Source organism: Mediterraneibacter sp. 210702-DFI.3.120 (assembly GCF_020561005.1).
In the GTDB taxonomy this organism is placed as follows: Bacteria; Bacillota; Clostridia; order Lachnospirales; family Lachnospiraceae; genus Mediterraneibacter; species Mediterraneibacter faecis.
On sequence record NZ_JAJCNG010000014.1, the window covers coordinates 30,758 to 53,418 of the forward strand.

Sequence of the window (22,661 nt, forward strand, 5' to 3'; positions counted from 1 at the left end):
AATCAGCAAAGTGATTGACACGGGAGTGAACAGTAACCTGCAAACTTCTAAGTTAGGCATAACAGTGCAGGTACCATTTGAAAGGAGGATTTCCCGTGAAAAGAAAACTATTACAAAAATTAGTTCCTGGTCTGTGTGCCAGTCTTGTCCTGGTTTCTGCCACAAGTCTGACCGGATGCTCAACTGACACCAAAACAGCTACTACTGCTTCAGATGCTGACAAATCAGAAACGGTATATGTAAAAGCTGATGCAAGCGGAACGATACATGAGATCAAAGTCCAGACGGACTTGAAAAATAACGGAACATCAAATGAAATCAAAGACTTCTCAACTCTGAAAGACATAAAAAATACGAAAGGAAATGAGTCCTTCACCCAGTCCTCTGACGGAACGATTACCTGGGAAAACAAAGGGGAGGACATTCATTATGAAGGTACTTCTACAGAAGAACTTCCTGTGAATGTAAAAATCAGTTACACACTGGATGGAAAATCTATACAACCGGAAGATCTCTCCGGAAAAAGCGGCAAACTTGGAATTCGTTTTGATTATAAAAATACTACCGAAGAAAATGTAACCATAAATGGTGAAGAGATGACTTCTCCGGTTCCATTCGCAGTGATCTCCGCCATGATTCTTCCGGAAGATACTGCTTCTAATATCCAGGTGACGAATGGTAAAATATTTACCATGAATGACCAGAGCGTCGTTGTCGGTTATGCCTGCCCGGGACTTAAGGACAGTCTGAAGCTTACTGATTATGAACCTACGGAAGATATCTCTATCCCAGAATCAGTGGAAGTAACTGCAGATATAACAGATTTTGAGATGGACTTTACTGCGACTGTGGTCTCCTCCGGTCTGTTTGAAGATCTGGAAGAGGATTCCTTTGACGATATGGAGGATGCAGCTGACAGCCTGCAGGAACTCGGAGATGCATCCGGCAAACTTGCTGACGGAGCAGCGCAGCTGCTGGGCGGCGCTTCTACTTATCAAAGTTATCTTGGGCAATATGTAGACGGTGTCTCACAACTTGCCGAAGGATCAGACGCTTTAGATAACGGTGTAACCGCACTTAATGAAAATTCCGGAAAGCTGGTTGCAGGTGCTTCTTCTCTTCAAAATGGTCTTGAACAGCTGAATTCTGCTCTCTCTGGCCAGATAAACACGGATTCCAGTTCTCTTCCGTCTGCTGAGACACTTTCATCACTTCAGGGACAGATCAAATCACTCAGCCAACAGCTGGATTCTGTTGATTCCTCTCTTGCAGAGGCGAAATCCTCCTTCGCATCCGTCAACTGGGATACTCTGAAATCTTCTATCACAGAGGACGCAAAAGAACAGTCCAAAACCGCTGCGACAGATGCTGTCCAGTCTGCGATCGATCAGATTGTTTCTGAAACTGCATCAGATTCAGAATTATCAGAAGAATCTAAAGATGCTGTCAACGATAAGATGTCACAATTAAAGAATGAAATAAATGATACGATTGCATCTGCAATTGATCAGAACCTTGATCTTTCTTCTTCCTCCACAGATATCGATCAGCTGAAATCCGCCACGGAAGGAACATTAAACAGCCTGACGGAACTGATTGCTTCCTGCCATACTACGCTTGACCAGATATCTTCCGGTGCCGGTTCCTTTGCTCAGGCAGCACAGAGTCTTTCTTCTCTCAGTGAGACATTAAAGACTTTACAGAACTCACTTTCTGCTTTATCTGCCGGCAGTTTACAGCTCACTCAGGGACTTACCTCTTTCCAACAGGGAATCAGTCAATTGTCTGAAGGCAGCTCAACGCTATCTCAAGGAGCTACTAAACTGGGCACAGCCGGGAAAGAGCTAAAAGAAGGATACACAACCCTTGCCGAAGGAATCTCTTCTCTCTCTGAAGGACTTACTCTCTTTGATAAAGAAGGAATCCAGGAACTTGAAAAACTAGGCGGGGATGATCTGAAGAATCTCTCTAAAAGAATGAAAGCTGTCAAAGAAGCGGACGCTGAATACGATAATTATGGCGGTAAGTTGGAAGAACAGACCGGAGAAGTACGGTTTATTATTGAGACAGATGGGATTGATTAAGAAGAAGGCTTTGGGTCATTTCTATTGACCCAAAGCCTTCTCTCTATAATTCTTTTTCTACATTCCACTGCCTGCCCAAAACTCCATCTAGTTGTATTTTTAGGTTTACAAACTCCACTTCCACTTTCAATAATATCCTTCGCTTCTAATTCTGCAAATTTTTTATCTGCTTCAGCTTTAGCCCGGTTGTTTTCAATAATTTGTTCCCTCAAATTCTTTTCGAATTCCTCTGGTGTAATATCTATCTTTTGCTGTTTCTCCATTGAATATACGCAAAATTCTTCCGAGTTCATAAAATGAATATCCATCGAATACTCTTTATTCAATTTATCAATCACTGCCTGATACGGATCTTCTGATGCTGCACTTACAGAAATAGCTGTAAAAATACTTAAAACCAATGCCATAAAAGTTACCATTAATTTAATTTTTATTTTCATATTCTACCTCCAAAACATATTTTTATTTCCAAACAGTAATTTACTTTTTTAGTGTAACAATACATTTTCCATTTACTAATTCAAATTTTATAACCTCCTCATATGAAATTTCTTTATTTTCATTGTAAACTACTATTTCAAATTCACATTCGTTCACACAATTTGGACTACTATTTGTCAACTTCTCATTTTCACCACTATAAATTTGTTCAAATATATTTGACTCGGGAATCCAATATATTTTTTCCCCTTTTTGGTAAATTGTAAAAATACTATTTTCTTTTTCTAATGACTTGCAATTATACATGTAATTCTCTGGTATATCTATCTGAAAAATATAACCATTTCCTACCGGCGTTTCCATCAATTTTAAAGTTTCTTTATGTTCTGGTATTAAAACAGAACCTTTCTCATTTCCATCTTGCGTCATCGCATAAACTGTAATTATTGATTTATTTTTTTGCAAGATATTTGTAAACACACACAAAAAAACTATGGCAGTTGCAACTATCCCCGTTGTAATTCTCTTTATGTGAATTTTCTGTTTCAAATTTTTTCTTCTTTCAATCCCATCAAAAATTCTCTGTTTGGATTCTTCAGTAAATTCAATTCCAGTCACAGCACTTTTAATTGAATTTTTATCCACACTCATTCACTCCCAACTTCTTTTTTAATAATTTCCGACCTCGTTCCAAACGCTTTTTCACAGTCGATTCCGTAATTTTCAAAATCTTACTTATTTCAAAGCATTTATATCCTTCTACATAATATAATAAAAGCACTTCCTTATATTTAGATGGTAATTCTAAAAGGATAGCAAGTATCTGATTATCTATACTATCCTCAGGATATGTAGTCTTAATTGTTTCGATATTTATATATGGATGTTGTTTATAGAAACGCAATTTATCTTTACAAAGATTTATTGTAACTCTAATTAACCATGCCTTTTCATGTTCATAAGTTTCAAAAAGAGGCTTTTTTGTCATATATTTTATTAATACATCTTGCACTGTATCTTCTGCATCATACGTATTTTCAAGCATTACGATACATATTTTATATAGCATTTCTCCATATTTCTGAAACATCTCCTCAACTGAAGCTTGTTCAAGCATACCTTTCACATTCCTCTCCCGATATCCTACTCAATTCCTTTTATAATAAAACGTTTCAAAATTTAAAAAAGTGACAAATTTAATCAAATATTTTTTCCTACCGTATCGACATAATATCCTCTGCACCAAAAATGTCTGTTACCATATTTATACATGAAAAATCTCCGTCATTCTACAACAGAACAACGGAGATTTCAAAGTAACATATTTTCTTTTACTCTTTTACAATCCAACTGCCAGTTTTCTTTGAACCAACTCTCTCTAATCGTCCTAATTTAGACAACTCTTTAATCATTCTCTGAACAGCGCTTCTCGACAAAGAGACTCGTTCAATAATTTCTTTTTGCGTAATTGTTGGATTATTGCGCAACATATCAAGGAGCATTTTCGTATGCGGTACGGATTTTACTTACGCTCTTTACTTTTCTTGAAAAAGTACTATACTTATTTATGGTTTAAATCAGTTCTATTATGAAAGACTTTACAAGAATACGGAGATAATTTTATGACCATCAGTATACTTCTCATGAAACAAATTGCACAGCTTTTTCTTATGATCTTTATGGGATACTTAATTGTAAAAACAGGTATTGTTGAGGATACCGACAGTAAGGTATTATCCAAAATCATCCTCTATCTGGTCATCCCTTGTGTAATTATAAACGCTTTTCAAGTTGATTATACCTCTGACACTGTGAAAGGATTATTGTTAGCTTTTATAGCATCTGTAATCACTCAGATCATTCTTCTTATTGTTATTTCTGCTTTAGGAAAACTTTTTCACTTGAATGAAGTAGAAATTGCCTCTATCTATTACTCTAATTCTGGTAATCTGATCGTACCAATCGTAACTTTTATCTTAGGAAAAGAGTGGGTATTATATGGATGTGTATTCATGAGCGTGCAACTCGTTTTTATATGGACTCACTGTAAGAAAATTATCAGCCAAGAGGCTTCTTATGACTGGAAAAAGATTGTCCTCAATATAAATATGATTTCTATTTTTATTGGAATCCTGCTTTTCTTTACAAAAATCCATTTACCGGAAATCATAAATGATTCGATAAGTTCTGTCGGTAATATGATTGGACCAGCAAGCATGATCGTAACAGGTATGCTTTTCGCCGGTATGGATCTGAAACAGATTTTTACAAATAAGAAAGTATACTTTATCTCTATTCTCCGGTTAATCGTATTACCCGTATTTGCACTGATTCTGATTCAGTTGAGCCATCTCGCCGCTTTTTCAGCAGATGGAGATAAAATCATGCTCATTGTATTTCTTGCAATCATTACTCCATCTGCCTCAACTGTAACTCAGATGTGTCAGGTATACGGAAATGATTCTCAATATGCCAGTGCGATCAATGTTGTTACAACACTGTTTTCTATTGTTACCATGCCGCTTTTAGTAATGCTATTTCAAATGTTTTAGCTATGAAATTCTTCCATTCTCCATTTCATATACCACATCTGCCACGTTCATTGTGGATACTCGGTGGGATACCAAAACAACGGTTTTCTTTCTGGCGGATTCTTTTAATGATTTCAAAATGATTCCTTCGTTCAGCGAGTCCAGATTGCTGGTTGGCTCATCCATCAGAATCATCGGTGCATCATGGAGAAATGCTCTTGCAATTCCGATTCTCTGTTTCTCACCGCCAGATAATGTATCACCTAGTTCTCCGACTTCCGTATCATATCCTTTCGGAAGTGTCATAATAAAATCGTGGATAGACGCTTTCTTTGCGGCTTCCATAATCTCTTCTCTGGATGCTCCCGGCTTTGCGATTGCGATATTATTTGCAATGGAATCATGGAACAGGTGTGTTTCCTGCGTGACATAACTTTCCATATCTCTTAAATGCCTGGTCGGAATCTTTCGGACATCTGTACCGTCTACCGACATGCTTCCACCCTGCACATCCCAAAAACGCATCAACAGTTTTAAAAGTGTAGATTTTCCGGAGCCGCTCACACCATGAATCCCTGTGATCTTACCCGGCTGTAATTTCAGTGAATAGTTATCTAAAATAACCTCATTATCGCGGTCCAGGCCGTCCTCTGCCCCAGGGCACCTTCCCGCCCTAGCGGGCTCCCCTTGTCTGTCTCCTTCGGAGCCATTCACCTTATAAGCAAATGTTACGTTCTCTGCCTCTGCTCCTGTAAATTCATGTTCCATGCTCTCTGCATTGGAAGTTTCCACATCACCCGGAATTTCTTCCACAAGCGGTGTCTCTTCCAGAAGAGAAAGAACACGCTCACCACTTGCCAGTGTCTGGTTCAGGTTATTGGAAAGGCTTGATAATGCTACTACCGGTCCGAAAGAACCCATCATTGCGATGGTACAGGTTAAGATTCCCTCGAATTCCATCGCACCTTTGTCGTACAGACAGATTGTCAGTGCCAGCATTCCAAAGGATGCAAGCAGGATAACCATGTTCGTAAATGAACGCTGTGAGCCTTCCATTTTGCTTAATGACTCCTGCATTCCTGCAAGATTTTTGGAACGCTCAGACATCTGCTCTTTTCTCTTTTCACCCTGTCCATACTGAATGGTCTCGTCCAGTCCACGTAGGGAATCCAGGACAAAACTATTCAGTTCTCCAAAGTTTGTTCGAAATTCCATTCCCTTCTGACTGCCACGTTTTCCATTCCACATTGGGATAGCTACACCGACAATCAGATAAGCTGCCAGTGCAAGCAGACCTGCTAACCAGTGATATCTTCCAATAAAAATCAACATAATGATAGAAGTCAATGTTGCAATCGCAATCGGGGAAATGGTATGTGCATAGAACACTTCCAGTAATTCGATATCGGTTGTAATAATAGAAATCAGGTTTCCCTTATCCCGTCCTTCCAGTTTTGCCGGACAGAGCTTCCGCAGTGCTGCAAACACTTTATGACGGATGATTGCCAACAGTTTAAATGCGATAAAATGATTACAATACTGCTCCATATAATGCAGGATTCCACGAAGCACTGCAATTACAATCATAACTGTAATAATCGTTTTTACTGGGGTAAATACTAACCACATATTGTCCACCGGAACAATCATTCCGGCTACTCCTGTCAGAAGTCCATGCATGATGACCTGTCCTGCCAGTATTGTCAGGAAGATTGCACACAAATATCCCAATGTTCCAAGGATGATTGCTGCCAGCATGATATGGAGCAGGGGTTTTACTAACCCGATCAGGCTTTCCATGATTTGAATGGCACTTCTTCGTTTTGTTGTATTCGTATTTTCACTCATTATGCCACTCCTCCTTTTCCATAGTTTTCCAGTGCCATCTGGCTTTCATACAGATGTCTGTACGCACCATTCTGGCTCATCAGTTCGTCATGCTTTCCGCTTTCTTTGATTTCTCCATCTTTTAAGAAATAAATCTTATCAGACTTCACGACATTTGCCAGTCTGTGGGAAATCAGAAGCACCGTCTTTGTCTTTGCCAGTTCGTGAATCACATTCATGATCAGTTCTTCACTTTCCACATCGATATTGGATGCAGCTTCATCAAAAATATAAACTGCACTGTCTGTCCGAAGCAATGCTCTGGCAATCACCAGTCTCTGGCACTGACCGCCGGACAGGTTGCTTGCTTTTTCCAGCAACTGTGTCTGCAAGCCATCCTGTGTCTGTAAGAACCCTAAGAGATTGACTTTCTGAAGAACTGCTTCCATCTCTTCTTTCGTTGCGTCCGGTTTTGCCATCTTCAGATTTTCTTCTACTGTACCTTTGAACAGGTAGCTGTTATGGCGAACCAGAACAACCCTCTGCATCAGATTTGTTTCATTCACTTCGTTAAGCGGTACACCACCGATGGTGATTTCTCCGCTGTATCCCCGGTTCTTTGCTGCAAGCATTCCAGCGATTGTACTCTTACCACATCCGGATTCACCAACCAGTGATACAAAACTTCCTGCCGGAAGATTTAAGTTGATTCCTTTTAAAATCTCTCTGTCCTCTTCATAAGAAAAGTGCACATCTTTTAATGTAACATCTAATGCTCCATCCGGCAGTGTTTTTTCTCCAGCCTGTGGTTCCGGCAAATCTAAAATCTTGAAAATCTTATCACTCGCTGCCATACCATTCATTGCGATATGGAAGAATGAACCAAGCAGTCTGAGCGGCAGGAAAAACTCGCTGGCAAGCAGAACGATACATAACGTTCCTGCTACACTGATATTTCCTTTTAAGAATTCAGATACCGCAACCGCCATACCGATCGCAGCTCCACCATACGCCACAATATCCATCACACTGGTGGAATTAAGCTGCATGGTCAGAACTTTCATCGTAATCCTACGGAAGTTCTGGGATTCCACATCCATCTCGTCTGCTTTCTGCTGGTCTGCCTGATAAATCTTCAATGTGGTAAGTCCCTGCAAATTCTCAAGGAACGAATCACCCAGTCCGGTATAGATGCTCCAATAGTTATTTAATAATCTCTTCGCCACTTTCTGTACCACCACGATAGAAATCGGGATCAGCGGTACACAGATTAGCAGGATAACGCTCGCTTTCAGACTCACTCTACAAAGAATGATAAACAAGGTCAGCGGTGCGATCAGGCTGTAAAATAACTGTGGGAGATATTTTCCAAAGTATGTTTCCAACTGCTCCACACCCTCAGTTGACACCTGTACGACCTCCGAAGAGGATACCTGCTCACTGTAGGAAGTTCCCAGCTTTAACATTTTCTCATAAATCTTTTCACGCAGAATCCGTTTCACATCCACGCACGCCAGATAAGAAGACTTTGCTCCCATCCGTTCGCATACAAAACGAATCACAACGACCAGGACTAAGATCATTATGGTCCGTTCAATGATCGGTACGGTTACTGCCTGGTACACTACACGTTCCAGTAAATCTGCGATAGTAAAAACCGCTAACACTTGTGACAGGAGGGCTGCCCACTGCCACAAAATCGTATACACGATATACTTTTTTGCGTGGGACAACAGCCCCATCAGTCTTGTTTTAATCATAAGTAACTCCTTGTTTAGAATTTTCACCCCAGTGATTTGTTACTGTTCAAGCGGCTTGCTCGTTTCTTTTTTTGTTCTTTTTATTTCCTACTGCATATCAAATGCCACACTGCAAGTGCCGGATGATACAGAAGCATCCTCGGTCCGGAAAACCGCATAACCTTCCGAATCTTCTCCCTCATCTCCGGCTTGTAGCAATGCACCTTACAGTTCGCACAGAATGTTTTCTCTTCCATAAAGGGACATTTCTGGCTTCTGAGTCTGGCATAATCCGAAAGTTCCTGACAGGAAGGACACATCTTTCCTGTCGTTTTGTCATATTCCTTATGATTCTTCCGGCAGTACAGCCGGATCATTTCTTCCACAACGCACTGTTCCTTCTGCCGCTTCTTTTCGATTGAATCCATTTATTCTGCTGCCTCCAGTTCCTGTTCCTCAGGCTTTATCGTTTGAATTTTCAGGAAGAAATATAACAAATGACATACCCAAACCACTGCGATACAGATTCTTCCAATCGGTACATTCTTCATGCAGATAAAACCAATCAACATAACTACCGTTACCATTCCGATAATCTTGCATTTTGTTCCCATGGTCATAGCTCTTTTCTGAACAAAACTATCTAGATGTTTCTTATATAAATTCGTTCCTATGAACCAGTCGTGCAATTTCTTAGAACTCTTTGCAAAGCAAAACAGTGTTGCCATATAAAATGGAACGGTTGGCAGGATAGGAAGTACAATTCCTATCGTACCAAGTCCCAGGCAAAGAAATCCAAGCACAATCCATACTATTTTTAAAGGATTTTTTCTCGTTTTATTTTTCTTCTCCATACTCCTCTCCTTTATCACTTATTTTCATCTGTATTTATAAGATAATGATGGTCATTTCCGAACACGCAAGGTTAGTTTCTTCCATTTGTTGTTAGTTATGACTATTATCCTGTTAAAATATATATTATACTCTTTCTGACTGTCAATATTTTTCCACTTATTTCGTACCCTTAAGTACGAAATCTTCATTTTCTAATCTCCTTATAAATACGTTATTTTTCATACTATTTGATAATTTTTATCAATATTTTTTTCTTTTTACTTGTTAATAAATTGTAAAACAGCGGCATTATACCATAAAAAAAGAAGTACTATATGCTCCTGATTTTACATACATTACTTCTTTTAAGACATATTTATTAAATCTATTATCTGTTAACCTCTCGCATTTTTAACACTTACAGCTTAAAAATCAATCGTGCTGTACTCTCTGGCATATGTGCTTCTCCAACCGAACTGGACACAGTAATCAAAAGATTTCCACGTAACGTTCCATGGTCAAAATTCTGAAAAACACATGCATTCAAAGGTATTTTTATCCTTCCGTTCTTTACATCTGCAATTTTATACATATCCCCTTGCAAATATTTCAGACAGGTAAGATGCCCTTTCATCTGTTTTCCATTAATCCGAGATACCGCATGCATTTCTCTGATTGTCAATTCGAGATAACAGCCTCTTTTATTACGTTTCACAATCCCGAGAGGTTCGAATCCATTTTCTGCCATGGATCGACTACTCCCATCTGTCTGCAGGATAGAAATCACAACTGGATGATTGCCATACTCCACAAGTTCTTCTATGTTTCTAATCTGATTCTGTTCTTTTTGCATTCGAATTTCTTTATTGATTCGCATATGGCTTTTTGTAAGTTCTTCCAGTCTTCTGTAATCAATATTTTCGATCATTCCTTTCAGAACATCATCGATTCCTTCTGTAATCCCACTGCGTTCCAGATACTCCCTAACGTCTTTTTGGACTTTCTGATGCCAACGGAGCATCTTTTTCCCTTTATCCGTGAATTCAAGACTTTCGGTCAGATATCCTTTTTCTATACAACTTTTAAAGAATCGGCTTACTGTTGGATGTTTTACGCCACATTTTGTAGCAACTGCACCAATTGTCCCTCTTCCCTTTTCCAGTTGTTCCAATTCTGTCAGATACTGAATTTGTAATACTGTCAGATGATTAATTTCTACTGTCTGGTTCCTGGTCATGACTCAATTCCTCTACCATATTTCCACTTCTAGTTGTCCACAGTCCCACACTTCCGGTTCTGTCTGATTCTCCGGCATAAATGCAATCAGAAGTTTTCCCTCAATCACTCTGTCATTCGGCTTTATAATAAATTCAAAGACTCTGGATGGAATCTGTTCTCCTTGTGCTCCTTGTTCAGCTAAAACCCACTGTTTATCATAGTTCTTATACCATAATCTTTTGTTTCCCAGACTGCTCACTTTCTGTAATTTAAAATAACCCTTTTTTGTTATTTCAAGAATTACATTCCTGGAATAACAATGATATTCCTTCTTTAATTTTCTAGGACAGCGTTGCTCCAGACTATACATCTGCATTGAAAAAATATAGTTTCCTTTTTCATAACGGTCTGTCAGTTCTGAATTTCTTATTCTTCTCTCATAGTACATGTTTTCATAATTGATAAACTGGCAGATTGCTCTCGTAGATTCATCGGTTACAATGTGTTCAATCCGACATGCATCCTGGTCTGCCGTCTTTTCATTTACACCAATAAACTGTAACATCTGACTGATTGAATTATGCCGGTAAATATAATCATTTCCTACAGATAGCCCATAATCTGTCAATTGTATCTCCTGTCCTGCAATTATTTTTTCAAGATATCCTTCCTTTTGCATCCTCTTGAGACACACCACTATATCTCTTTTCTCCATTCTGAAATGCTGACAGATTCGTTCCAGATCTAATGAGATATTCTGTGTCTTCCAGATACACAACTGCTCTAAGATATCCTCTTCTTTCTCTGATTTTGAATGTGGAAAATTATGTTTTTCAGTACTTGTATCCATTTTTTCTCCTATCACACTCCCCTTTTTACCCTACCAGCGATTTTATATCTTGTCAATTCATTTTAAGGATGAAACACATAATGATCCAGTCTTTCAAATGCTTCCTGTACTTTCGATGAAGCTACAAAAAACGGACTATGATCATTCAAAACCGAGGACAGGTATATGATGAATTAAGTATTATGTATGAAAAACGCCTACCTAAAAAGGCAATAAATTTCAATTTAAAAACAGGCGGGGGCTCCGCCTGCTATTTTATAAGTGAACATTTTTCTCTTTTACTCTGCAACTTTAAAACTCTTCAATATTTTAACCACATCTCTTTCTTCACCCGCAGTAAAGGTTCCATCTGGTGCCTCTGCAATGAATGCATATGGTGTTGGATAGTCAAAAGAAAATTCATCTACATTCCCAGCTTGTCCTACAAATTCTCTTGTTCCAAGATAAGATTCTGGAACAACTGCATAAAATGTAGTTCCTGAATCTACGGGAGTAAAATCTGAATCTCTCTTCATATCCAATTCGCCAATAATATGTACCTTCGCTACAATAAAATTGCCTAATGATGAGAAGTCTGTATTTGTTCCATTTGGAAAACTCGGAACGAATTCTGAATCATCCGCTTTTGTTATATCCGCTTGTAACATAGACACACCAGACCTTCCTCCCAATTTGTGTACTAGAGACCAAAATGTAACTGTAACACCGCGCTCATTAGATAACACAACCTTTTCCATAATTTCATCATTTGGTTCCCCTATTTCTTCGCTTTCAACGTTCCATCCTAAAGGAATTTTAAATTGAAACTCTTGCGCATCAACATTATATGTTTCCCCATATCTGGTTTTATATAAGTTCCACTGCTCCCCGGTATCAGAATAATTCAAATCATCGTCTGGATTCCAGCTGGATTTCCACTCTTTTTCCCAAATTGCCGGTAAATCTTTATTGAAAATTTCCACCTCCATAAGTTCCTCTGATACAAGTGGAAGGTCAACAACAAGCTTTCCTGTAAGATTAGGAACAATACTCAGATTTACTGTTCCTGCATAGTATTGATCCTCTCGATTAGACAAACTCACCTCACCTGATGCATTTCCAAAGATTCCAGCTGAGATATCACCTCCACATGTTCCATATATCTTTGTAATTAAATGAATATCTATTCCTGCGGAGGCATCGCCTTTTGCTGATGCAATAGTTGACCACTCAATTCCATCTGAAATATCTTTCTGCTCTTTTGGATCTTTAATCTCTTTCACTTTATTTGTCTTACTATCATATATAAATCCAACAGTCTGTTCATCTAACCAGGAAAGTGACATATTCCAATTTCCCTCAATTCCAATCTTTCCTGTAAGATTTGATTCTAATTGATTCGTTATAACAATCGGTACTCCTGCCACGACAAAAGTATAATTAGGTAATTTTTTTTCAAACAGTTGCTTCTCATGCTCTTTACTCATACTTTCTTTCAAATCAACTGAAAGATTTGCCCCCGCTTTCCTATACATCGCCATGCCATATTTGATATTTCCATGATTAATATCTAACATCAATTCAACTTCAAGATCAACTCCCATATCACCTGAAATCGTAACATCATCTATCGTTTCCTCAAAAGCTTTTCCAAAATCATACTCACTTTCTGGTTCTTCTTTCTCTGGATCTTCGTTATCACTTTCTTTCGATTTCGAATCATCCTGAGTCTCTTCGCTACTGCCTTCTTTTAACTTTGAATCATTTCGAGTCTTTTTGTCATCATCTTCTTTTGACTTTGAATCCTTTTGAGTCTTTTTGTCACTATCTTCTTTTGACTTCGAATCATCTTGAGTTTCTGTGCCATCTGATGAACTACTATCTTTTTTCTTATCTGCCATCTCTATCACAGAATAATTCTTTTCCATTTTAGCGGACATCATCTGTACTGTCTCTACAGCTTTATCAGTATCTTTTTTGCTCACATTATTAGATACTTCTTGCACTCCATCTTTTGTTAATTTTAGTCTTTTTTCAATATATGCTTTTTCAAACACATCTGTTAGAAGAGCTGACTGCGTTTCTACTACATACCCTCCAGTTGCTTTTTTAACTGACACTACTTTTCTTATAAATCCATTTTCAGCTCCACTAATCTCACCTGCAACAATTACGTCTCCTTCTTTGTATTTCGGATTTGATTCAAAGACAAGGTTATCATCATTCACATTTATCGGTTTCTTTTTCTTATCCATATCTGAAGTAATGACTTTTACATTTTCTTTTACAATAACATCTCCCTCTTGTTTTTGTTTCTTATCCTTATATAATTTTTGATATCCTAATACCGACACCATTACAATAACAATCAATATTAGAATAATAAATATTATCCTTTGTATCCACTTTTTCAACTCATCTTCTCCTTCAGATTTTTAACTTTATCTACTTGTTTATATTAAATATATCTCCACATTGTCCCCTTCCATTCAGCTTTGAGCTATCCACATAATAGATTGCTAAAATATCCTGTTTTTCAACAGAAAGTGGACGATCTGGTTTCGAAATCCAATCCCCTGCTTTTAATTTTAATTGCATTGTATCTTTGTCAAATGTTCCTTCTACTTTATAACTTCCAGAATTTACATATGATTTATCCGAAGTATATGTATAAGTACCAGAATAATTTATCCCATCTTCCGAGTTAATATCTAGCTCTGCTGTTCCAGAAGATCCTGCTCCTGTATAATTTCCTTTCCAAGTTCCACTCAAATTAATTGAATCCGTATCTAACACAGGAGTAATTGTTACACTTGGATCATTCCATGTTCCATCATAATAATAAAAATACTTTACTTGAAGAGTATATTGCACATCTGCTTTTGACAATTTGCAACTGCATTCATATGTTACGCCTTTTCCTTTCTCTTCTTTTGTCTGTTGATTGATTGTGAATTCTGATATATCATCTGTATTTATCTTTATTTTCTGTTGTGTCGAATAATCAATAAAAGAAATTCCATTACCAACATCTGATTTTGTTTCTCCAACTGATATCTCTCTTCCTGAAAGTTCAGCAATCAAATCTTCTTTATTAACATTTAAAGCTTTATCTGCTTTTTCCTTCGATGAAAAATCATTCTCGTCTTCCATATCTTTTAATTCCCATTTTTTATCAAAATCATATTCTGCTTTGATTGTACCTTCAACTTCTTCCACTTCTCCATTTAGTTTTATCTTAATAGTCACTTTATCTTTCCCTTTATCTAAATCTGTATCTTGTTTTTTTATAACAATATCGGAAATTTCTCCATCTTCGATTGTCCACAACTCACCATCAACATTTATTGTCTTGTAAGCTAAAGAATTCTTAATCTGTTCTTCATTAACCCCCTTTAATGGTTTTATAACCCAATCAGCACTTTCGCCTATAATAATAGACTGCATTTTCCATCCATTATCAAATTTATGATATGACAATGTATATCCTTTTTCATAAGAAACATTGTCTAATTCTGTTTTTACGATACATATCACTTGATCACTTTTAGCTTTTTTGTCCGTTTTTCTATCCTTGATTTCAATATCAACTACTTTTTCATTCTCAGCTAATGCGAGTGAGGAACTTGCATCCATTATATCTTGTTTGATTTGTTTTTCCTTGGGTACTGACGAACACCCTGTCATACACAACATAATGAATACTAGCATTAATAATAGCGATGTTTTCTTTTTCATATTATTCTTCTCCCTTTCGTAAATAAAATCGCCTTTGACATCTAGTAGGTGTCATTTTTTGTTTTATTTTATCATATACTTTTTAAATTGACAATTAGTGAATGTCATTTTTAGAAAGGAGTTTATCTATGTATAAAAATAAATCTTCAACTGGATTTAATAATATTTGTGGACAAAAAATTAAAGAATTGCGTTTACAACTTCCCGAAAAAACCTCTCAGCGCAAATTTGCAGATATGCTTCAAATACACGGGCTTGATGTAGACAAAAATGCTATTCAAAGAATTGAATCTGGACAACGTTTTGTTACTGATATTGAATTGAAAGCTATTGCTTCTGTCTTAAATGTAAGTTGTGATACATTACTGAACAGTAATTTTTCTTAATCCTAAAAGGTGACTGTTGTAAAGATGGACTAATAGCCCACGTGACCATTATATTTACCAGAATATGTGTTGCTCAATGGAACAAAGACAAAGTAAATACCTGAGAACTCTTGGTGAACAGTTCTCCTTCCTTGTTAATAAAATGACAGAAATCACTTTCAGCAAATTATTTGGCATCCTAATGGATGCCTTAATGAAAATCTTAAAAAATTATATATTTTATACGCTTTTATCAATTATCCAATCAAATATTTTCAGTTTTATTGTATATATACTTTTAAACACAATCAAATCTATAACAAAAATCATCACCAAACATATAAGATACATAAAGATTCCTGCTAAATAATTTCCTAGAATTCCAGCAATTAAAGAACTACCCTTTTGAACTATATTTACACCTGTTAATAAAGATGATTTATTCATATATAACAGCCAGATAAAAAATGGCAATGACTTAACAAGAATATCAACTATCATATTTAATATTTCATACAAAAATCGACTCTTCTTTCTTAAATGTAACAAGCTTCTTGCCATAACTTGTATTTGGTATTTTACTATCGTTTTCTCATCATTTATAGAAGTATAATGTAAATAGCCCATATCCCAATATTCCTGTAAAACTTTACCATTCAATTGAATGAATTCATTTATATATTTTTCACATGTATCTCCTTTTCTGACTAAATATTCTTCTATAGTTGGGAACTCTTTTGGATTTAGCCTATAATACTTTAATATATAGAAATCATTCAAGAAACATCTGCGCAAATGTTTTTTATAGCTCTTGGGATCTATAATTCTATGTATATAATCTCCCATATATTTTTTTGAATATTCGTCTTTTTTTTCTGGATGTCCTTTTAAAATAAATCTTTTTTCAGATTCACTATATATAATAAAGATTCCGAAATAATTATAGATTGCTGTACTTCCCTCGACCTCTATATCATTTTCTATCTGTAAATATTTTTTTACTGTAATTCCTTGTTCTAATAATTCAATATTTCTTCTTAATTGTTCATTCTGTCTTTCATAATTTTTTTCCATAATTATTACCACTCCTCATATAATCAAATGTTCTTATTGAAGATTCAAGGTTTTCTGGTCTCTCATATCTCAGAGAATGAGTCGCAGTTATGAGCATTTTGATATATCAGGTACTGAAATAGTGATTAAAAGGTATACGAAATAAAGCGGCTATTGTAAATATTTTTCAGCTAATTCTAATGAATAATTTTTATATCTATTATATGCTTCATACAATTTGTTTTCTTCAATTAAATTGCAACATGGCAGTACTAACTCATAATACATTTTTCGGAACACATCTACATTATCTTTCAGCCCTTTCACTTTCTCTACAATTTTGGGCGCAATCACATAATATTTCTCTATGTCCTGCGGATAATTCTCTTTAACATATGAATCCCGAAAATTTCTTAAAAGTTCAAGTTCATCACAATCATCTAGAAATTCTTCTCCTTTTACACTCATGCAAGCTGACGTTAAATAGCATCCACCGCTACTATTGCTTTTTCCTGTCGCATCCTTATACAACGGACATTTGTGATAATCTGATGATAATAAATTAGCTCCGCAATAATCTGCATACCGTTTCTGTATCGGTGCCCCATCTTTTCCACCACTTGCTTTACACTTATTACCATTCCACATTGATTCTTCAAAAAACGGACATATTGCCATAGTCTCCACTCTCCTTTTTATGTTTTGACATTTAGTGAATGTCATTTTATTTTAGCATATTTATTTTCAAATAACAATTAAAATAAATTAAATTACAGTAAAAATTATTTCTTCTATTGTTTAATTCTTCTTTTTCCATTTCATGACAAAAAATTACAGCCAGACTTCAAAAGTCTGGCTGATAGTATAAAATATAAACATGTCCACTATATTATACAAAAATTCCGTCGAACAGTTGTCTGTCAGAATCTTTACATTCATTCTTATTCTGTTGGGAACATTGCTACTTCCACCCCTATCACACAATCCATCTCCTGATAATCTGCCGGACAGCTGTCTGTCAGAATCTTTGCATTCGCAAAAGCAGAAAATGTCACTGAACTGATACATCCGAATTTTGAATGATCTGCAAGGACAAACCTGTTCCTGCATCTCTCGATTGCCGTTTGTTTCACCAGAGCCTCATTCGCATCCGGTGTCGTGAATCCTTCTGCTTTTGTGATTCCATTTGCTCCAAAGAATCCTTTGGTAAAATGATATTCCTGCAGATTCTTCATTGCCTGGGCACCGATCACTGCCTCTGTAGAGTTCTTAAGTTCTCCGCCGATCAGAAACACTTTGATTCCTTTAGCTGCCAGTCTCTGTGCATGTGAAACAGCATTTGTCACAAAAACTGCATTGGTATGTCCAAGAGCATCAATCATATAACCTGTCGTTGTTCCTGCATCGAGATAAATAAAATCTTCCTCCTCGATCAGTTCTGCCGCATATTGCGCGATTTTTCTTTTCTCTTCCACATGGAGTTCGCTCTTCTGCTCAACTGTCGGTTCATAAGCAGAGACAGTGCCTTCATCTTCTAGCGCAACCGCTCCGCCAAATACCTTGATAAGCTTTCCGGCTTTATGAAGTGCAGTAATATCTCTTCTTACCGTAGACTCTGATGTGTCTAAAATCTCTTTCAGTTCTGTCGCCGTAACACTTTTCTTTTCTTTCAGCAAATCCAAAATAATCTGATATCTCTGTTCTGTAAGCATTTTTATTATCTCCTTTTAAAAAAGGACCTGAAGCCATGAATCTCAAGCGCCTGCTTCTTGATCCACGACTCCCGGTCCTGATTCTTATATTCTTGTAACTGTTCAATGGTTTTGACAGATTATTCTATTCGGCATTTCATCCAAATATTTGTTACTTTATGCAACTTTCTTCTTAAGCAATCCAAGCAGTACTGCGGAGATGACTGTTCCTACTACGAGGGAAACAAGATACATTACTGCATTTCCAACAACCGGGAATACGAAGATTCCACCATGTGGTGCCATCAGTGTACATCCAAACAGCATTGACATTCCACCGGCAATTGCTGAACCGATGATACAAGATGGAAGTACATGCAGCGGATCAGATGCTGCAAATGGGATTGCTCCTTCTGTGATAAATGCAAGACCCATGATAAAGTTTGTCGGACCTGCATCTCTTTCTTCTTTTGTAAACTTATCCTTAAACAACAGTGTGGAAAGGGCGATGGCACATGGCGGAACCATTCCTGCAACCATAACTGCTGCCATAATATCATAATTACCAGCTGCGATTGATGCTGTACCGAATACATAAGCTGCCTTGTTGAATGGACCACCCATATCGATGGACATCATTCCTCCAAGAATCAGTCCTAATACTACTTTACTTGAATCTCCCATACCTGTCAATGCATTATTCAGGCCTGTGTTGATTCCACCCATGATTGGCTCGATTACAAACATCATCGCAAGTCCGATCAGGAGAACTCCGATCAATGGATAAATAAGTACCGGTGCGATTTTTTCCAGTGCATCCGGAAGCTTGTCGCATACTTTACGAAGAAGTACAATGATATATCCTGCAAGGAATCCGGCTACAAGAGCTCCGAGGAATCCGGATTTTCCGCTTGCTGCCATCATACCGCCTACAAGACCAACTGCAAGCGCCGGTCGGTCACCGATTGCCATTGCGATAAATCCTGCAAGTACCGGAAGCATGAATCCAAATGCTGTTCCACCGATCTGTTTAAATACTGCCGCAACCGGAGTGATCATACCAAAATTTGCTCTCTGGTCAGCCGGAAGTGCATTCAGATCTACGCACAATCCGTCAATCAGAAATGCGATCGCGATCAGAATACCACCACCAACAACAAGTGGAAGCATATGGGAAACACCGTTCATTAACTGCATGTAAATCTGATGTCCGACTCCGCCGCTTTTCTTTCCTGCGGAAGAAGATGCTGCAGCCGGATTGTTTCCGTGGAAGACCGGAACATTTCCGGCTTTCGCCTGAGCTACCAGTTCATCTGCCTTGCTGATTCCGTCTGATACCTGACAGATGATTACTTTCTTTCCGTCAAAACGATCCATCGGAACCTGTGTATCTGCTGCAACGATAATGCAGTCTGCATCAGCGATTTCCTGATCTGTCAGCACATTTTTTGCTCCGCCGCTTCCTCTTGTCTCGATTTTCACAAAGCAGTCAGCAGCTTTTGCAGCTTTCTCGATTCCTTCTGCTGCCATATATGTGTGTGCGATACCTGTCGGGCATGCTGTTACTGCAAGAATCTTGAAATCACTCTCTGCATTTCCTGTATCTGCCAGCTGCTCATCAATGTCAGCTCTCTCATCATCTGCTTTATCAATAATAGAAAGGAATTCCTCCGCAGAGGTTGCATTTCTCAGAGCTTCTGTAAACTGCTCATCCATCAGCATCATTGACAATTTACTAAGTACTTCCAGATGAACGTTGTCTTCTGTATTCGGTGCCGCAATCAGGAATAAAAGTGTTACCGGATCTCCATCCAGAGAATCAAAATCAACACCATTTTTAATGACCATTGCTGCAAGTCCCGGCTTGCTTACACAATCACCTTTTCCGTGTGGAATGGCAATTCCTTCACCAATTCCTGTTGTGCTTTCTTCTTCTCTTAAGTAAACCTGCTTTCTGTAGGCTTCTGTGTCATTGATCTTACCACTTGCACACATCAAATCCACGGCCATGTCCAAAGTTTCCTGCTTATTTGCCGGATTCTTGTCAAAGGCAATGCTTCTTTTATCGAGCAAATCTGTAATTCTCATCCTACCGCTCCTCCTTTACAACCTGTTGATATACTCCGGCAATCTCCTCTTTTGTTGCCAGATTCTCTGAAAATGCACTTGCACTTCCTGATGCAACTCCCATGTGGAATGCATGTCTGTATTCATGTTTCTCCATCCAGCCTGCCATAAATCCGGCTACCATAGAGTCACCTGCTCCAACACCGTTTTTTAATTCCCCTTTCGGCGCCGGAGTGTCATAAACACTTCCATCTTCTGCTACAAGAACGGCACCTTCTCCTGCCATGGATACAAGAACATTTCTTGCTCCTTTTTCCTGCAGTTTCTTTGCATATGGTACAACAGATTCTCTTGTCAGAAGTTCCACATCAAAAATCTCTCCAAGTTCATGATTGTTCGGTTTTATTAAAAATGGATGATATTCAAGAACGTTCAACAGCAGATCTCTCGTTGCGTCTACAACGATCATGACACCTTTGCCATCAAGCTTCGCCATAATCTTCTGATACATGTCATCCGGCATAGATGTTGGAATACTTCCTGCCAGAAATAGAACATCACCTTCTCCAAGTTTGTCAAGCTTCTCCATCAGCTTCTCTACATCTTCCGGAGAAATCACCGGTCCACTTCCGTTAATCTCTGTTCCGTCGATTGATTTTAACTTCAGGTTGATTCGAGATACACCTTCATTGATCTCAATAAAATCAGATGCAACTCCCATCTCTTTGAGTCTTCTTTCAATCTCTTTTCCGGTAAATCCGGCTAAAAATCCAAGTGCAGTATTCTCGATACCAAGATTACCAAGCACTGTAGAAACATTGATGCCCTTTCCACCTGGAAGGATCAGCTCTGAACTCGTTCGATTCGTAAGTCCAAGCTTAAAGTCCTCAACAGAGACAATGTAATCCAATGACGGATTAAATGTTACTGTGTAAATCATTTTGCATTCTCCTTCTCTCTGACCATTGTTTTTCTTTATGCTTGTATTATACGTTCAAACTCGTTCATAGTCAATCAAACTAATCAACAAATTTCATGACTGTTTTTGGTTGATTTTGCACAATTTTGGTTTTCAGCCTTTAAAACAAGAACTCCGCCAGCACACAATTGCTGACATCCATCCCCCGATGCGTCAGTCTGATTCGATCTCCACTAAATTCCAGCAATTGTTCTTCTTCTAATTTATCAAGAATTTTTCCATATACATCATTTGCATTCTTTCCAAAACAGTTCTGAAAATCTGTTCTCGAAACTCCCTCTACTTTTCGAAGCCCCAGATACATGAACTCTTCCATCTGCGATTCCACGGAAAGAATTTCTCTGTCAATAAGGATCGACTCGCCATTTCTAATCTTTTCAATATATGCTTTCCGATCTCGAATATGATCAAACCGCTCTCCTTTGATCAATGAGGAGGACCCTGCTCCAATCCCAAGGTATTCCGTTCTGTCCCAGTATCCCAGATTATGTCTGCATTCTTTCCCTGGCTTTGCATAATTAGATATCTCATATCGATGCATTCCTGCTTCTGCAAGTCTTTGTATTGTCAGTTCTCCCATCGCATATTCTTCTTCCTCAGATGGAAGTTTCCATGCACCACAATCTAACTTTCCTTTTTCATACCAGTCATAGAATACAGTACCTTCCTCTAAGATCAAACTATATGCGGATATATGTTCCGGCTCAAGTGCCAGAACTTTTGAAAGTGTATCTTCGTAGCTTTCTATCGTCTGTCCCGGAAGCGCAGACATGAGATCGATATTTCGATTTTTGAATCCAGCCTGTTCTACCAGTTTCCAAGTCTCAAGGAATTCTTCAAATGTATGGATTCTTCCTAGCATTTTCAGTTCTTCATTTTGTGCCGACTGAAGTCCAATACTCAGTCTGTTCACCCCTGCTGCTTTCATAGCATGAAGCTTCTCGATATCAACCGTTCCCGGATTCATTTCCATTGTGATCTCTGCATTCTCATTTACTGAAAATGTATGATAAATTGCATTAAAAATCTGTTCTATCTGTTCCGGTGTCAGAAGAGACGGTGTTCCGCCTCCCAGGAAAATGGTCTGAACTTCATACTCTCCAGATAATTCCTGATAATTCTGAATCTCCTGAATCATAGCACTGACATAAGCTGCCTGCTCTTCCTCTGTTCCACTTGCTGAGAAAAAATCACAATAATTACATTTTCTTACGCAGAACGGAATATGGAGATATAATTCTAAATTTCTCTTTTTCATCTTTAAA

The 22,661-nt window shown here is 37.8% G+C and carries 21 protein-coding genes and 1 pseudogene; 3 read left to right on the plus strand and 19 right to left on the minus strand.

Annotation, left to right across the window (positions count from 1 at the left end; genetic code table 11):
- Window positions 1-95 precede the first annotated feature (95 nt).
- On the plus strand, window positions 96-2,084 hold the full coding sequence (locus LI162_RS08915) for a hypothetical protein (RefSeq protein WP_227156328.1): 1,989 nt from the start codon (window positions 96-98) through the stop codon (window positions 2,082-2,084).
- Here LI162_RS08915 and LI162_RS08920 read toward each other — a convergent pair.
- From LI162_RS08920 to LI162_RS16075, 5 genes and pseudogenes are all read right to left on the minus strand, one after another.
- The gene (locus LI162_RS08920; protein WP_226861871.1) at window positions 2,081-2,524 is read right to left on the minus strand and encodes a hypothetical protein; all 444 of its coding nucleotides are present in this window, start codon (window positions 2,522-2,524) and stop codon (window positions 2,081-2,083) included. The two genes, LI162_RS08915 and LI162_RS08920, sit on opposite strands and share 4 nt — an antisense overlap.
- A 40-nt stretch (window positions 2,525-2,564) precedes the next feature.
- Window positions 2,565-3,170: a hypothetical protein gene (locus LI162_RS08925; protein WP_155203284.1), complete on the minus strand. Its 606-nt coding sequence runs from the start codon at window positions 3,168-3,170 to the stop codon at window positions 2,565-2,567.
- Complete coding sequence (locus LI162_RS08930; RefSeq protein ID WP_155203618.1) at window positions 3,163-3,642, minus strand: RNA polymerase sigma factor; 480 nt, start codon at window positions 3,640-3,642, stop codon at window positions 3,163-3,165. Before LI162_RS08930 ends, LI162_RS08925 begins: the two co-directional genes overlap by 8 nt.
- Window positions 3,643-3,731: 89 nt before the next feature.
- Window positions 3,732-3,794: pseudogene (locus tag LI162_RS08935) on the minus strand (IS200/IS605 family transposase); the annotation flags it as partial.
- 62 nt (window positions 3,795-3,856) lie between these two features.
- The gene (locus tag LI162_RS16075) at window positions 3,857-4,027 is read right to left on the minus strand and encodes a MarR family transcriptional regulator (RefSeq protein ID WP_155203286.1); all 171 of its coding nucleotides are present in this window, start codon (window positions 4,025-4,027) and stop codon (window positions 3,857-3,859) included.
- A gap of 120 nt (window positions 4,028-4,147) precedes the next feature.
- Between LI162_RS16075 and LI162_RS08945 the strand changes: the two genes are divergently transcribed.
- A complete protein-coding gene (locus tag LI162_RS08945) occupies window positions 4,148-5,077 on the plus strand; it encodes an AEC family transporter (RefSeq protein ID WP_227156329.1) in 930 nt (309 codons plus the stop codon).
- Here LI162_RS08945 and LI162_RS08950 read toward each other — a convergent pair whose 3' ends face one another.
- From LI162_RS08950 to LI162_RS08985, 8 genes are all read right to left on the minus strand, one after another.
- The gene (locus tag LI162_RS08950; RefSeq protein WP_227156330.1) at window positions 5,078-6,904 is read right to left on the minus strand and encodes an amino acid ABC transporter ATP-binding/permease protein; all 1,827 of its coding nucleotides are present in this window, start codon (window positions 6,902-6,904) and stop codon (window positions 5,078-5,080) included. It lies immediately after the preceding gene.
- Entirely contained in the window at window positions 6,904-8,643 is a 1,740-nt protein-coding gene (locus LI162_RS08955) for an ABC transporter ATP-binding protein/permease (protein ID WP_227156331.1), read from the minus strand. The genes LI162_RS08950 and LI162_RS08955 overlap by 1 nt, the downstream gene beginning before the upstream one ends.
- Window positions 8,644-8,723: 80 nt before the next feature.
- Window positions 8,724-9,050 (minus strand): nitrous oxide-stimulated promoter family protein, encoded by a 327-nt coding sequence (locus tag LI162_RS08960; RefSeq protein ID WP_227156332.1) that lies wholly within the window; start codon window positions 9,048-9,050, stop codon window positions 8,724-8,726.
- On the minus strand, window positions 9,051-9,476 hold the full coding sequence (locus LI162_RS08965) for a YbaN family protein (RefSeq protein WP_117497254.1): 426 nt from the start codon (window positions 9,474-9,476) through the stop codon (window positions 9,051-9,053). It abuts the gene before it with no gap.
- A 398-nt stretch (window positions 9,477-9,874) separates the two neighbouring features.
- Complete coding sequence (locus LI162_RS08970; protein ID WP_227156333.1) at window positions 9,875-10,693, minus strand: MarR family winged helix-turn-helix transcriptional regulator; 819 nt, start codon at window positions 10,691-10,693, stop codon at window positions 9,875-9,877.
- Between the two features lie 12 nt (window positions 10,694-10,705).
- Window positions 10,706-11,524 (minus strand): metal-dependent transcriptional regulator, encoded by an 819-nt coding sequence (locus tag LI162_RS08975; protein ID WP_226865620.1) that lies wholly within the window; start codon window positions 11,522-11,524, stop codon window positions 10,706-10,708.
- A gap of 278 nt (window positions 11,525-11,802) precedes the next feature.
- Window positions 11,803-13,917, minus strand: a complete 2,115-nt coding sequence (locus LI162_RS08980; RefSeq protein ID WP_226865619.1) for an MSCRAMM family adhesin SdrC — start codon at window positions 13,915-13,917, stop codon at window positions 11,803-11,805.
- Window positions 13,918-13,948: 31 nt separating this feature from the next.
- Window positions 13,949-15,241 (minus strand): hypothetical protein, encoded by a 1,293-nt coding sequence (locus LI162_RS08985; RefSeq protein ID WP_147322137.1) that lies wholly within the window; start codon window positions 15,239-15,241, stop codon window positions 13,949-13,951.
- A 128-nt stretch (window positions 15,242-15,369) separates the two neighbouring features.
- Between LI162_RS08985 and LI162_RS08990 the strand changes: the two genes are divergently transcribed.
- Complete coding sequence (locus tag LI162_RS08990; protein WP_117497262.1) at window positions 15,370-15,627, plus strand: helix-turn-helix domain-containing protein; 258 nt, start codon at window positions 15,370-15,372, stop codon at window positions 15,625-15,627.
- Between the two features lie 219 nt (window positions 15,628-15,846).
- On the opposite strand, the gene LI162_RS08995 is transcribed toward LI162_RS08990, so the two are convergent.
- From LI162_RS08995 to hemW, 6 genes are all read right to left on the minus strand, one after another.
- On the minus strand, window positions 15,847-16,680 hold the full coding sequence (locus LI162_RS08995; protein ID WP_117497264.1) for a hypothetical protein: 834 nt from the start codon (window positions 16,678-16,680) through the stop codon (window positions 15,847-15,849).
- A gap of 150 nt (window positions 16,681-16,830) precedes the next feature.
- A complete protein-coding gene (locus LI162_RS09000; RefSeq protein ID WP_227156336.1) occupies window positions 16,831-17,346 on the minus strand; it encodes a hypothetical protein in 516 nt (171 codons plus the stop codon).
- A gap of 254 nt (window positions 17,347-17,600) precedes the next feature.
- Window positions 17,601-18,371, minus strand: coding sequence for a DeoR/GlpR family DNA-binding transcription regulator (locus tag LI162_RS09005; RefSeq protein ID WP_226865618.1), 771 nt, complete (start codon window positions 18,369-18,371; stop codon window positions 17,601-17,603).
- A 156-nt stretch (window positions 18,372-18,527) separates the two neighbouring features.
- Window positions 18,528-20,438 carry a PTS fructose transporter subunit IIABC gene (locus tag LI162_RS09010; RefSeq protein ID WP_020435705.1) on the minus strand — a complete coding sequence of 637 codons (1,911 nt, stop codon included), beginning with the start codon at window positions 20,436-20,438 and terminating at the stop codon, window positions 18,528-18,530.
- Window position 20,439: 1 nt separating this feature from the next.
- On the minus strand, window positions 20,440-21,357 hold the full coding sequence (pfkB, locus tag LI162_RS09015) for a 1-phosphofructokinase (RefSeq protein WP_020435706.1): 918 nt from the start codon (window positions 21,355-21,357) through the stop codon (window positions 20,440-20,442).
- 139 nt (window positions 21,358-21,496) lie between these two features.
- Window positions 21,497-22,654 (minus strand): radical SAM family heme chaperone HemW, encoded by a 1,158-nt coding sequence (gene hemW, locus LI162_RS09020; RefSeq protein WP_227156338.1) that lies wholly within the window; start codon window positions 22,652-22,654, stop codon window positions 21,497-21,499.
- Window positions 22,655-22,661: the final 7 nt, after the last annotated feature.